The 12,197-nt window shown below is 72.3% G+C and carries 8 protein-coding genes; 6 read left to right on the top strand and 2 right to left on the bottom strand.

The features are described 5' to 3' along the window. Positions 1 to 348: 348 nt before the first annotated feature. Positions 349 to 1,428 (top strand): histidinol-phosphate transaminase, encoded by a 1,080-nt coding sequence (gene hisC, locus LG632_RS01405; RefSeq protein WP_226724452.1) that lies wholly within the window; start codon positions 349 to 351, stop codon positions 1,426 to 1,428. A 138-nt stretch (positions 1,429 to 1,566) separates the two neighbouring features. Here hisC and LG632_RS01400 read toward each other — a convergent pair whose 3' ends face one another. Further along, the gene (locus tag LG632_RS01400; protein ID WP_226724451.1) at positions 1,567 to 1,935 is read right to left on the bottom strand and encodes a cyclophilin-like fold protein; all 369 of its coding nucleotides are present in this window, start codon (positions 1,933 to 1,935) and stop codon (positions 1,567 to 1,569) included. A gap of 210 nt (positions 1,936 to 2,145) precedes the next feature. On the opposite strand from LG632_RS01400, the gene LG632_RS01395 reads away from it, so the two are divergent. From LG632_RS01395 to LG632_RS01380, 4 genes are read left to right on the top strand one after another with little or no spacing between them, the layout of a single operon-like run. Then, positions 2,146 to 3,651, top strand: coding sequence for a cytochrome ubiquinol oxidase subunit I (locus LG632_RS01395; protein WP_226724450.1), 1,506 nt, complete (start codon positions 2,146 to 2,148; stop codon positions 3,649 to 3,651). Positions 3,652 to 3,669: 18 nt separating this feature from the next. Beyond that, on the top strand, positions 3,670 to 4,674 hold the full coding sequence (gene cydB / locus LG632_RS01390; protein ID WP_226724449.1) for a cytochrome d ubiquinol oxidase subunit II: 1,005 nt from the start codon (positions 3,670 to 3,672) through the stop codon (positions 4,672 to 4,674). Between the two features lie 14 nt (positions 4,675 to 4,688). Next, entirely contained in the window at positions 4,689 to 8,453 is a 3,765-nt protein-coding gene (cydD, locus tag LG632_RS01385) for a thiol reductant ABC exporter subunit CydD (RefSeq protein WP_226724510.1), read from the top strand. Positions 8,454 to 8,463: 10 nt separating this feature from the next. Then, complete coding sequence (locus tag LG632_RS01380) at positions 8,464 to 10,179, top strand: GAF domain-containing sensor histidine kinase (RefSeq protein WP_226724448.1); 1,716 nt, start codon at positions 8,464 to 8,466, stop codon at positions 10,177 to 10,179. 76 nt (positions 10,180 to 10,255) lie between these two features. Here the strand turns inward: LG632_RS01380 and LG632_RS01375 are convergent, their stop codons facing one another. Then, entirely contained in the window at positions 10,256 to 11,137 is an 882-nt protein-coding gene (locus tag LG632_RS01375) for a Cof-type HAD-IIB family hydrolase (RefSeq protein ID WP_226724447.1), read from the bottom strand. A gap of 145 nt (positions 11,138 to 11,282) precedes the next feature. Here LG632_RS01375 and LG632_RS01370 point away from each other — a divergent pair, with 145 nt between their 5' ends. Then, positions 11,283 to 12,188, top strand: a complete 906-nt coding sequence (locus tag LG632_RS01370; protein ID WP_226724446.1) for an LLM class flavin-dependent oxidoreductase — start codon at positions 11,283 to 11,285, stop codon at positions 12,186 to 12,188. The last annotated feature ends 9 nt before the right edge of the window (positions 12,189 to 12,197 follow it).

Genomic DNA, 12,197 nt, shown 5'->3' with positions numbered 1-12,197 from the left:
CGAGCCGATAGTAGGGCTCGGTGGGGTGGGTGGTCCGGGTGCATATGCACGCGTTGACAGGCACGATTCTGCATGGTTCGCCACCCCCAATGACCTTGGAAATGAAGGAAGTTGGTCGCTGTCGGTAAGCGGGTAGGTTGTCGGCGGGTACGGGCATGCCAAACCGATCAGGTCTCGGGCCGGTCTCAACTCACCTGTACGAGGGACGCGCGCCACGGCGTGGGCCACCGGCGCACGCATATATGCGTGCGCTCCCCCGCAATCCTGGCGCCGTCCATTTCCGGCCGGGCGTAATCCTCATAAGGTGAGCAGTATTGAGTTGTACGGGAAGGTCGAGGAGGACCTGCGGTGAGCGAGAAGAGCCCGAAGCTGCGCGCCGAGCTGGACGGCATCCCCACCTACAAGCCGGGCAAGCCGGCCGCGTCCGGCGGGGCGGTCGCGTACAAGCTGTCCTCCAACGAGAACCCCTATCCGCCGCTGCCGGGGGTCCTGGAGTCGGCCGTGGCGGCGGCCGGGAACTTCAACCGCTACCCCGACATGGCCTGCACCGGCCTGGTCGCCGAGCTCGCGGAGCGGTTCGGGGTGCCCGTCGAGCACATCGCCACCGGCACCGGCTCGGTCGGCGTGGCCCAGCAGCTGATCCAGTCCACCGCCGGCCCGGGTGACGAGGTGATCTACGCCTGGCGCTCCTTCGAGGCGTACCCGATCATCACCCAGATCTCGGGCGCGACCTCGGTGCGGGTCCCGCTCACCGACGGCGACGTGCACGACCTGGACGCGATGGCGGACGCGATCACCGAGCGGACCCGGCTGATCTTCGTGTGCAACCCGAACAACCCGACCGGCACCGTGGTGCGCCGGGCGGAGCTGGAACGTTTCCTGGACCGGGTGCCGTCGGACGTCCTGGTGGTGCTGGACGAGGCGTACAAGGAGTTCGTCCGCGACCCGGAGGTCCCCGACGGCATCGAGTTCTACCGCAACCGCCCGAACGTCGCCGTGCTGCGCACCTTCTCCAAGGCGTACGGACTGGCCGGCCTGCGGGTCGGCTTCGCGATCGCGCACGAGCCGGTGGCCGCGGCGCTGCGCAAGACGGCGGTGCCGTTCGGCGTGAGCCAGCTCGCCCAGGACGCGGCGGTCGCCTCGCTGCGGGCGGAGGACGAGCTGCTGGGCCGGGTCGGTTCCCTGGTCTGCGAGCGCGAACGGGTCCACGCCGCGCTGGTCGCGCAGGGCTGGACGGTGCCGGAGACGCAGGCGAACTTCGTGTGGATGCGGCTGGGGGAGCGCACCGCCGACTTCGCTGCGGCCTGCGAGAAGGCCGGTGTGGTGGTCCGGCCCTTCGCGGGCGAGGGCCTGCGGGTCACGATCGGTGAGACCGAGGCGAACGACCTCTTCCTGCACACGGCGGAGGCCTTCTTCAAGGAGCTCTAGGAGCTCCAGGGGCTCCAGGGGCTCCAGGGGCCCCAGGGGCTGGAGCAGCTCCAGGAGCGGGAGGAGCTGGAAAAGTTGGAGGCGCCCCCTCCCCGGGGACCGGGAAGCGCGCCGGCGGCCGGGCGGCCGGGAGGGGCGTCAGGCCAGTTCCACGCGGACGGGGTCGCCCTCGCGGACGGTGGCCAGCAGGCGGGGGTCGCCGTCGAACGAGCCGAGCACGTTGCACGGGCTCGCCAGGCGGCTCTCGCCCCCGCGTGAGATGGGCGTCGGACCGTAGGGCAGCGCCAGGGCGTCGCCCTCGGTCCAGAACGCCACGGTGCCGGGCTCGACGACCTGCTGGGCGTCGGCCTCCAGGGCCACGGAGACCCCGGTGTCGAAGTAGACCTCCTCGCCCCAGGTGTTCGCGGAGGCGGAGATCGGCAGGGCATCGACGAGGGCCTTGGCCGTGGGGGTGTCGTCGAGGGTGGCGGTGAGGTGGCCGGCGGGCCAGGAGATTCGTATCTGCATGCCCTCATTCAACAATCTGTTGAATTTTCTGGCTAGGGGTGGGGTCGTCGACCTCTCAGGGGTACCCCCGCCTTCCCGGTTCAAAAGCGTGTGCGTCATAATGCTTGTGAATGTGAACGCGTTCACAAGCGTGTCCTGCTTCCTCCCTGTATGGGAGGAACCCGCCAGGCAGACTGCCCGCTGTGACCACGGCGATAAGGAGAAGACGACGTGGACCTGGCTTTGGCGCCCGAGACATTGGCGCGCTGGCAGTTCGGCATCACCACCGTCTACCACTTTCTCTTCGTCCCGCTGACGATCTCGCTGGCCGCGCTGACCGCCGGCCTCCAGACCGCATGGGTGCGGACCGAGAAGGAGAAGTACCTCAGGGCCACCAAGTTCTGGGGCAAGCTGTTCCTGATCAACATCGCGATGGGTGTCGTCACCGGCATCGTCCAGGAGTTCCAGTTCGGCATGAACTGGTCCGACTACTCGCGGTTCGTCGGCGACATCTTCGGTGCGCCGCTGGCCTTCGAGGCGTTGATCGCCTTCTTCTTCGAATCCACCTTCATCGGTCTGTGGATCTTCGGATGGGACAAGCTGCCGAAGAAGATCCATCTGGCCTGCATCTGGATGGTCTCGATCGGCACGGTGCTGTCGGCCTATTTCATCCTCGCGGCGAATTCGTGGATGCAGCACCCGGTCGGCTACAAGATCAATGAAGCCACCGGCCGGGCCGAGCTCACGGACTTCTGGGCCGTCCTGACCCAGAACACCGCGCTCACCCAGTTCTTCCACACCATCACGGCCGCGTTCCTGGTCGGCGGCGCCTTCATGGTCGGCATCTCCGCCTTCCACCTGGCGCGCAAGCGGCACGTGCCCGTCATGCGCAGTTCGCTGCGGCTCGGACTGGTCGTGCTGATCATCGCCGGAATGGGCACCGCCATCAGCGGTGACCTGCTCGGCAAGGTGATGTTCAAGCAGCAGCCCATGAAGATGGCCGCCGCCGAGGCGCTCTGGGACGGCGAGGCGCCCGCCCCCTTCTCCGTGTTCGCCTACGGCGACGTGGAGAAGGGCCACAACAAGGTCGCCATAGAGATCCCCGGCCTGCTGTCCTTCCTCGCCAACGACGACTTCAGCTCCTTCGTCCCGGGCATCAACGACGTCAACAAGGCCGAGCAGGAGAAGTTCGGTCCCGGGGACTACCGGCCCAACATCCCGGTCGCCTACTGGGGCTTCCGCTGGATGATCGGCTTCGGCATGGCCTCCCTCGGCATCGGTGTGCTGGGGCTGTGGCTGACCCGCAAGAAGTTCCTGCTGCCGCCGGGCCTGCGGACCGGGGACGACGAGGTGCCGCACCTGGTGCTGTTCCGTACGGCGCTGAGCCCCAAGCTCACCCGGTGGTACTGGATCGTCGCGCTGTGGACCATGGGCTTCCCCCTGATCGCCAACTCCTGGGGCTGGATCTTCACCGAGATGGGCCGTCAGCCGTGGGTGGTCTACGGAGTCCTGCGCACGCGGGACGCCGTCTCCCCCAGTGTCTCGCAGGCCGAGGTGCTCACCTCGATGATCGTCTTCACGCTGCTCTACGCCGTGCTCGCCGTGATCGAGGTCCGGCTCCTGGTCAAGTACGTCAAGGCCGGACCGCCGGAGCTCACCGAGGCCGACCTCAATCCGCCGAAGCGGATCGGCGGCGACGACGCCCATGCCGACCGGCCGATGGCCTTCTCGTACTGAGGCAGGGGAGAGAACACCATGGAACTCCACGACGTCTGGTTCGTGCTCATCGCCGTCCTGTGGATCGGCTACTTCTTCCTGGAGGGCTTCGACTTCGGCGTCGGCGTCCTGACCAAGCTGCTCGCCCGTGACCGAACCGAGAAGCGGGTGCTGATCAACACGATCGGTCCCGTCTGGGACGGCAACGAGGTCTGGCTGCTCACCGCCGGCGGAGCGACCTTCGCCGCCTTCCCCGAGTGGTACGCCACGCTCTTCTCGGGCTTCTACCTGCCGCTGCTGCTGATCCTGGTCTGCCTGATCATCCGGGGCGTGGCCTTCGAGTACCGGGCCAAGCGGCCCGAGGACCAGTGGCAGACCAACTGGGAACGCGCGATCTTCTGGACCTCGCTGATCCCCGCGTTCCTCTGGGGCGTCGCCTTCGCCAACATCGTGCGCGGCGTGAAGATCGACCAGAACAAGGAGTACGTCGGCACCCTCCTGGACCTGCTGAACGTCTACTCCGTCCTCGGCGGCCTCGTCACCCTCACGCTGTTCACCTTCCACGGCGCGGTCTTCACCTCGCTCAAGACGGTCGGTGAGATCCGGGACCGCTCCCGGGCCCTGGCCACCCGGCTCGGCGTGGTCACCGCCGTCCTGGCGCTGGTCTTCCTGATCTGGACCCAGGTCTCGCGCGGGGACGCAACCAGCCTGGTCGCGATGGCCGTGGCGGTGCTGGCGCTCGTGGCGGCACTCGGTTGCAACCTGGCCGGGCGGGAGGGCTGGTCCTTCGCCCTGTCGGGCGTCACCATCGCGGCCGCCGTCGCGATGCTGTTCCTGACGCTCTTCCCGAACGTCATGCCGTCCTCGCTCGACGCGGCGTGGAACCTCACCGTCACCAACGCCTCGTCCAGCCCGTACACCCTGAAGATCATGACCTGGTGCGCGGCCATCGCGACACCGCTGGTCCTGCTCTACCAGGGCTGGACGTACTGGGTCTTCCGCAAGCGGATCGGGACCCAGCACATCGCCGAGGCCGCTCACTAGGGGGCATGTTTCACGTGAAACCGATCGACCCGCGCCTGCTGCGCCACGCCCGTTCCACCCGGCTGTTCCTCATCGCGGTGGTCGCCCTCGGGCTGGCCGGCGCGGGTCTGGTCGTCGGCCAGGCGATGCTTCTGGCCGAGATCGTGGTCGGGGCCTTCCAGAAGGGCCTGGACGCGGGCGCGCTCCGGACGCCACTGCTGCTGCTCGCGGCGGTGGCGCTGGGGCGCGCCTTCGTCGCATGGCTGACCGAACTGGCCGCGCACCGGGCCGGGGCAGCGGTCAAGTCGCAGCTGCGCGGGCAGCTGCTGGCCCGCGCCGCCGAGCTCGGTCCGAGCCGGCCGGGTGCAGCGGAGGCCTCCCCCGGCCGGGGGGCCGCCGCGAGCACCGGAGCGCTGGTGACCCTGGCGACCCGGGGCGTGGACGCGCTCGACGACTACTTCTCCCGGTACCTGCCGCAGTTGGGTCTCGCCGTGGTGGTGCCGGTGGCGGTGCTCGCCCGGATCGTGACCGAGGACTGGGTGTCGGCGGCCATCATCGTGGTGACCCTGCCGCTGATCCCGCTGTTCATGGCCCTCATCGGCTGGGCCACCCAGTCCCGCATGGACCGTCAGTGGCGGCTGCTGTCCCGGCTGTCGGGGCACTTCCTGGACGTGGTGGAGGGCCTGCCGACGCTGAAGGTGTTCGGGCGGGCCAAGGCGCAGGCCGAGTCCATCCGCAAGATCACCGACGACTACCGGCGGGCCACGCTGCGGACGCTGCGGATCGCGTTCCTGTCGTCGTTCGCCCTGGAACTGCTGGCCACGCTCTCGGTGGCGCTCGTCGCGGTGACCATCGGCATGCGGCTGGTCCACGGCGAACTGGACCTCTACACCGGCCTGGTGATCCTGATCCTGGCGCCCGAGGCGTACTTGCCGATGCGGCAGGTCGGGGCGCAGTACCACGCGGCGGCGGAGGGGCTGGCCGCCGCGGAGGAAATCTTCGAGGTCCTGGAGACCCCGTTGCCGGAGGCGGGCGGGGCGCGGGCGGTGCCGGACTCCCCCGAGCTCCGGTTCGAGGACGTGGCGGTGCGCTACCCGGGGCGGGCCGAGACCTCGCCCGGGCCGGTCTCGCTCACCGTTGCCGCGGGGGAGTGCGTGGCGCTCACCGGGCCGAGCGGCGTGGGCAAGTCCACGCTGCTGAACGTCCTGCTGGGGTTCGTCACCCCCGCCCAGGGCCGGGTGCTCGTCGGCGGGGTGGATCTGGCGGAGCTGGACCGGGCCGCCTGGCGCGAGCGGATCGCCTGGGTGCCGCAGCGGCCGCACCTGTTCGCCGGGACCATCGCCGAGAACGTGGCGCTGGCCCGGCCCGGGGCCACCGCCGAGGAGATCGAGCGGTCCCTGCGGGACGCCGGTGCCTGGGAGTTCGTCTCCGCGCTGCCCCGAGGGGCCGACACGGTCCTGGGCGAGGGCGGACTGGGACTGTCGGCGGGTCAGCGCCAGCGGCTGGCCCTGGCCCGGGCGTTCCTCGCCGACCGTCCCGTGCTGCTGCTGGACGAGCCGACCGCCGCGCTGGACGGCGAGACCGAGGCGGCCGTGGTGGACGCCGTGCGCCGCCTCTCGGCCGGCCGTACCGTCCTGCTGGTCGTCCACCGGCCGGCCCTGCTGTCGGTGGCGGACCGGGTGGTCGAGCTGGCGCCCCTGCGCTCGGGCGGGCCGACCGAATCGGGGGCCGGTGGCCAGGACGGGGCCGTGGAACGTACGTCGGCTGCGGGTCATACGTCGGCCGGGGCTGGGGCTGGGGCCGGGGCTGAGGTGGGGACTGGGCCTGCGGCCGTGACGGGGGCTGCGGCTGGGACGGTCTCATCCGGGGCCGGGGCCGGGGCCGAGTACGAGGGTGGGCCCGAGGCCGGGGCCGGGGCCGGGGCCGGGGGTCGGTCGGACGGTCGGCTGCGGGACGCGCCCGGGCGGGACCCGCTGGGGCGGGTGCGGAACACCGCGCGGGCCTGGCGGGGCCGGTTCCGGCTGGCCCTGGGCCTCGGGGCGCTGGCCGTCGGCTGCAGCGTCGGGCTGATGGCCGTGTCCGGGTGGCTGATCTCCCGGGCCTCCGAACAGCCGCCGGTGCTCTACCTGCTCATGGCCGTCACCGCGACCCGCGCCTTCGGCATCGGCCGGGCCGTGTTCCGCTACGCCGAGCGGCTGGTCTCGCACGACGCCGTCCTGCGCATGCTCGCCGACCTGCGCGTCTCGGTCTACCGGCGGCTGGAGCGGATCGCCCCCGGCGGACTGCGCCACAGCCGTCGCGGGGACCTGCTGGCCCGTCTGGTGGCCGACGCCGACACCCTCCAGGACTACTGGCTGCGCTGGCTGCTGCCGCTGGGCACGGCCGTCCTCGTCGGCACCGGCTCGGTGGCGTTCACCGCCTGGCTGCTGCCCGAGGCCGGAGCCGCCCTCGCCGTCGGCCTGCTGGCCGCCGGCGTGGGCGTGCCGCTGGTCGGCGGAGCCTGTGCGCGCAGGGCCGAGGCCCGGCTCGCGCCGGCCCGCGGCGAGCTGGCCACCCGGGTCACCGACCTGCTGACGGGCACCGCCGAACTGACCGTCGCCGGCGCGCTGGGCGACCGTAGGGACAAGGCGCTCGCCGGTGACGCCGCGCTGACCCGGATCGCCGCCCGCGGGGCCGCCGCGACCGGCCTGGGCAGCGGGCTCTCGGCCCTGGTGTGCGGGCTGACCGTCGTGGTGGCGGCGCTCTTCGGCGCGGACGCCGTGGCCGACGGCCGGCTCTCGGGAGTCGCCATGGCGGTCGTCGTGCTCACGCCTCTCGCCGCGTTCGAGGCCGTGACCGGCCTCCCCCTGGCCGTCCAGTACCGGCAGCGCGTCCGGCGCAGCGCGGAGCGGGTCTACGAGGTGCTCGACCTCCCGGCCCCCGTCGCCGAGCCCGACCGGCCCCGGTCGGTGCCCGCCGCGCCGTTCCCGTTGCGGCTCACCGGACTGTCCGCCCGGCACCCCGGCCAGGAGCGGGACGCCCTGCGCGGGATCGACCTCACCTTGGAGGCCGGCCGCCGCATCGCCGTCGTCGGGCCCTCCGGCTCCGGCAAGACCACGCTCGCGCAGGTGCTGCTGCGCTTCCTCGACGTCGGCGAGGGCGGCTACACCCTCGGCGCGGTCGACGCCCGGGAGTGCGCGGGGGACGACGTACGCCGCCTGGTCGGGCTGTGCGCGCAGGACGCGCACCTGTTCGACAGCTCCGTACGGGAGAACCTGCGGCTGGCCCGCCCCGGCGCCACCGAGGACGAGCTGCGCGCGGCCCTCGCCGGGGCCCGCCTGCTGGACTGGGCCGCGAACCTGCCCGACGGACTGGACACCCTGGTCGGCGAACACGGCCGGAAGATCTCCGGCGGCCAGCGCCAGCGGTTGGCCCTGGCCCGGGCGCTGCTCGCCGACTTCCCGGTCCTCGTCCTGGACGAGCCGGCCGAGCACCTCGACCTGGCCACCGCCGACGCCCTGACGGCGGACCTCCTGGCGGCCACCGAGGGCCGCACCACCGTGCTGATCACGCACCGGCTGGCCGGCCTGGACCAGGTGGACGAGGTCCTCGTCCTCGACGCGGGCCGGGTCGTGCAGCGCGGCCCGTACCAGGAGCTCGCCCGGGCCGAGGGCCCGCTGCGGCGGATGCTGGAGCGCGAGCGCGCCGGCGACTCGGTCCGGAGCCGGTTCGAGGCGCCGGCCGAGGCCCTGCCGGTCGCCGCGGAGCACGCGTCGGCGGCCGTCGCGGGCCGACTTTCCCCGGTAAATGGGACTAACTAGGCTCAAGGGCATGTCGCTGCAGGAGTCGCAGGAGTCACCGGACCCGCTGGAGGCCGCCACCCAGGCCACCCGCAGTCTCCAGGGCCTGTCCACCGAGCTCACCGCCCGCGTCCCGCAACTGCTGGAGGCGATGCGCTCCGTCGGTACCGGCCTGGAGCTGCACTCCACGCTGGACCGGATCTGCGAGACGGCGGCCGAGCTCGCCGACGCCCGCTACGCCGCGATCGGCGTGGTGGACACCGAAGGCCGAGGCCTGTCCGACTTCGTGACGTACGGCATCGACGCCGAGCACGCCGCGCTGATCGGGCACCGTCCCGACGGCAAGCGCGGCCTGCTCGGCGCACTGATCCGGCATCCCGACCCGGTCCGGCTGGCCGATCTGACCGCGGACCCGCGCGCGGCCGGCTTCCCGCCGCACCATCCCCCGATGAAGACCTTCCTCGGGGTCCCCATCCGGGTGCAGGGCGAGATCTTCGGCAACCTCTACCTCGCCGAGAAGCGCGGCGGGGAGGAGTTCAACGACTACGACGTCCACATGGTCCGCGTGCTGGCCACCGAGGCGGGCATCGCCATCGGCAACGCCCGGCTCTACGAGGCCGCCACCCAGCGCGAGCGCTGGATCGACGGCTCGGTGGCCGTCACCACCGCCCTGCTCTCCGGCGGCGACGCCGACGACGCGCTGTCCGTCGTCGCCGAACAGGCCCGCCACCTCGCGGACTCGGCGGCGGGGGTCGTGCTGCTGCCGGCCACCGAGGGCGGGATGGAGATCGTCGCGGTCTCCGCCGACGACCCCGCCACCTCGCTCGGGGTGGTGCTCCCCGCCGACAGCCCGGTGGTGCAGAGCCTGCTGCGCGGTGAGCCGGTGTTCGCCGACGACGCCTCCGCCGACCCGCGCACGTCCGGTCGGCTGACCAGCAGGTACGGCCCGTGCATGATGCTGCCCCTGCACAGCGGTGGCCGGGTGCTGGGCGCGCTGGTCACTCCCAGGGCCCGGGGCGCGCGGCCGTTCACGGAGGCGGAACGGACGCTGGCGACGCAGTTCGCCTCCCAGGCGGCGCTCGCCCTGATGATGGCCGAGGCGCAGCGCGACCGGGAGCGGCTGGCGGTGTTCGAGGACCGCGACCGGATTGCCCGTGACCTGCACGACCTGGTCATCCAGCGGCTGTTCGCGACCGGGATGATGCTGGAGAGCGCGCAGCGGCGGTCCGTCGTCCCCGAGGTGGTCGACGGGGTCGGCAAGGCCGTGGACGAGCTGGACGTGACCATCCAGGAGATCCGTACCGCGATCTTCGCCCTGCAGCAAGGACCGGCCGAGGCGCCGTCCGGACTGCGCACCCGGGTGCTGCGGGAGATCAACATGGCGGCCGTGCCGCTGGGGTTCAAGCCCGCCCACCGTTTCGTCGGGCCGATCGACACCACCGTGGGCGAACTCGTCGGCAAGAACCTCATCGCCGCGCTCCGCGAGGCGCTCTCCAACGCCTTCCGGCACGCCGAGGCCTCACGGATCGAGGTGGTGGTGGACTCCACCACCACCCTGGACGACGGACGGGCCGCGGTCCGGCTGGAGGTCGCCGACGACGGGGTGGGCATCCCCGAGGGAGGCCGCCGCAGCGGGCTGCGCAACCTGCGCCGGCGGGCCGAGTCGCTGGGTGGCGCCAGCTGGTACGGGCCCGGGCTGGGCGAGGCCGGCCGCGGGACCACCCTGGTCTGGCAGGCCCCGCTCTAGGGCCACGGTCCCGGCGCCCTGCCGGGCCGTGCCCGGTCCCGGTGGCCGAGGAGACGGTGGGGCCGGTCCCGGTGGTCTAGCGGGCCAGGCGGGCCGCGAGGATCTGCTCGATCACGACGGCCACCCCGTCGTCGTTGTTGTCGACCGTGCGGCCGGAGGCCGCGGCGATCACGTCCGGGTGCGCGTTGCCCATGGCGTACGAGGTGCCCGCCCAGGTGAGCATCTCCACGTCGTTGGGCATGTCCCCGAACGCCACCACGTCCTGCGGCGCGATGCCGCGCTCGGCGCAGCACAGGGCCAGCGTGCTGGCCTTGGACACCCCGTGGCCGCTGATCTCCAGCAGCGCGGTCGGGCTGGAGCGGGTGATGGAGGCGTACTCCCCGGCGGCGGACCGGGCCAGGGCCAGGAACTCGTCCGGGGCCAGCTGCGGGTGGTGCGCGAGGAGCTTGAGCACCGGGGCGGCGCTGCCGGGCGGGTCCTCGTGCAGCAGCTTCTCGGCGGTCGCGACCGTGGCGCCGGGGTCGAGGAAGAACGGCGGGTACTCGGGCTCGTAGTGGATGCCGGTGGTCAGCTCGACCGCGAAGGAAGTGCCGGGGGCGGCGGTCCGCAGGGCCCGCACGACGGTCAGCGCCGCCGACCGGGGCAGCCCCCTGACCAGCACGAACTCGCGCCCGGCGTGCAGGTCCACCACCGCGGCGCCGTTGGCGCAGATGGCCAGGCCGTGGCCGTGGACGTGGTCGCTGACGACGTCCATCCAGCGCGCCGGGCGGCCGGTGACGAAGAACACCTCGACGCCCGCCTCCTCCGCGGCGGCGAGCGCGGCGACGGTACGCGGGGAGACGGATTTGTCGTCGTGCAGCAAAGTGCCGTCGAGGTCGGTGGCGATGAGCCGGGTCGTCGCGGGGGCAGGCCGGTCGGGGCGCTGGGGAGCCGAGGTCACCGCTCCATCTTCGCCCATGGCACGCACCCCGCCGGACCGGGCGGCAACGGTGGTGGACCGGGCCGGCGCGGACGGGCGGGCAGCTGCGGGGCCGGGCGCGGCGGGGGCCGGGCGAGGCCGTCGGCTGCGCCGTCCTTGCGGGGGTCACCGTAGGCTCGGGGACATGAGTCTGCGTCTGAGCACTGTGATCCTCCCGGTACGTCGGTGGCACGAAGGAGGCCGTGACCAGTGGCTGCGGGCCGAGCAGCTCGGCTTCCACACCGCCTACAGCTACGACCACCTCTCGTGGCGTTCGTTCCGGGACGGCCCGTGGTTCGGCGCCCTCCCCACGCTGACCGCGGCGGCCACGGTGACCGAGCGGCTGCGCCTGGGCACGCTGGTCACCTCCCCGAACTTCCGGCACCCGGTCACCCTGGCCAAGGAGCTGATCTCGCTCGACGACGTGTCGGGCGGCCGGGTCACCCTCGGCATCGGCGCCGGCGGCAACGGCTTCGACGCCACCGCGCTGGGCCAGGAACCGTGGACCCCGCGGGAGCGGGCCGACCGGTTCGCCGAGTTCGTGCCGCTGCTGGACCGGCTGCTGACCGAGGACGTCGTCACCCACCAGGGCGTCTTCTACTCCGCCGACGAGGTCCGCAACATCCCCGGCTGCGTCCAGCGTCCCCGGCTGCCCTTCGCGGTGGCGGCCACCGGGCCGCGCGGGCTGAAGCTGGCCGCCGCCCACGGGCAGGCCTGGGTCACCACCGGTGACCCCAAGCTCTACGAGACGGGCACGCCGGAGCAGTCGCTGGCCGCGATCCGCACCCAGCTGGACAAGCTGGCCAAGGCCTGCGCGGACATCGGTCGGGACGTGGAGCCGATGGAGAAGATCCTGCTGACCGGCTTCACCCCGGAGCGCAACACCGTGCTGGAGTCGCTGGACGCGTTCGTGGACTTCGCCGGCCGCCACCGGGAACTCGGCTTCACCGAGATCGTGATCCACGCCCCGATCCCGGACTCCGTCTTCGCAGCCGACGAGGCGGTCTTCGAGAAGATCGCCACGGAGGCCCTGGGCCAGCTCGGCGCCTGATCCGCCGTT

Source organism: Streptomyces antimicrobicus (genome assembly GCF_020532625.1).
Lineage (GTDB): Bacteria > Actinomycetota > Actinomycetes > Streptomycetales > Streptomycetaceae > Streptomyces > Streptomyces antimicrobicus.
Note: the sequence above shows the minus strand (reverse complement) of the source record. Positions and strands in the feature narration are given on the sequence as shown.